1 protein-coding gene is annotated in these 1,148 nt (G+C 71.4%); it reads right to left on the bottom strand.

Features of this window, described 5'->3' with window-relative positions; genetic code table 11:
• Positions 1–1,148, bottom strand: a 1,148-nt coding sequence (locus tag ABD340_RS33030) for a condensation domain-containing protein (RefSeq protein WP_344594355.1), incomplete at both ends; no start/stop codon positions are given.

Here is a 1,148-nt window from a genome sequence, read left to right as displayed (position 1 = left end):
ACCGGAGTAACGGGCCAGCATGACCAGATAGGCGGCGAGCAAGGTCATGTACATCGACGCGTCGTGCTCACGGGCGATCGCACGCAACCGGTCGGCCGTGCGTGCCGAGACGTCGAACTCCGCGACCGCGCCCGCCGATGACCGGACGGGCGGCCGGGGCCGGTCGGTCGGCAGGTCCAGCACGGGTACTCCGGCCAGCCGCTCCCGCCAGTAGCCCAGCTGCCCGTCGAGGACGTCACCGGTCAGCCACTGCCGCTGCCACACGGCGAAATCGGCGTACTGCACCGCCAACGGCGCCAGCGGATCCGATCCGCCCATACGGAACGCGTCGTAAAGCGCCGTCAGATCACGGCGAAGCACCCGTCCCGACCACTCATCGGCCACAACGTGATGCAGGGTCAGCGCCAAAACGTGCTCGCGAGCGCCGAGCCGCATCAGCGAGCCGCGCATCATCGGCCCGGTCGACAGATCGAAGGGCATCACCGCGTCCGCCGCCAGCAGCCGGCGCGTCACCACCACCGGATCCTCCGCGCCGGAGACGTCGACCACGGGGAACGGGAACAGCGACGGCGGCGGATCGATCACCTGCCGCGCCACGCCGCCGGCGTCCGCCACCAACCGCGTCCGCAACGCCTCATGCCGCGCGACCAACGCTGCCAGAGCCGCGTTCAGGGCGGTGATGTCAAGGTCCTCGTCCCAGCGCAGGGGCGACGGCACGTTGTATTCGGTCGAGCCGGGCTCCAGCTGGTCGATGAACCACAGCCGCTGCTGCGCGAACGACAGCGGCAGGTCCTGGTCCCGGCCGGCCGGCGTGATGGGCGGCGCCGTGTCATCCTGCCCCAGGGCATCGATCACCAAGGCCAGCCCGCGTACGGTCGGCTCGTCGAACAGCGCCGTCATGGGCACCTCGGCCCCGAACACCCGCCGGATCCGGGCCGCCACCTGAGTGGCCAGCAACGAGTCGCCGCCCAGCTCGAAGAAGTTGTCCTCGGCACCGACGCGTTCGACGTCGAGCACCTGCGCCCAGATCCCCGCCAGAGACTCCTCCGCCGCGCCCCGGGGCTCGACGAACCCGCCCAGCTCGGGGCGGGCGCCGTCCGGGGCGGGCAGTGCGGCGCGGTCCAGTTTGCCGTTCGGGTTCAGCGGCA

This window comes from Actinomadura vinacea (genome assembly GCF_039532545.1).
Classification (GTDB): Bacteria; Actinomycetota; Actinomycetes; order Streptosporangiales; family Streptosporangiaceae; genus Spirillospora; species Spirillospora vinacea.
This window is presented reverse-complemented; position numbering and strand designations above follow the sequence as displayed.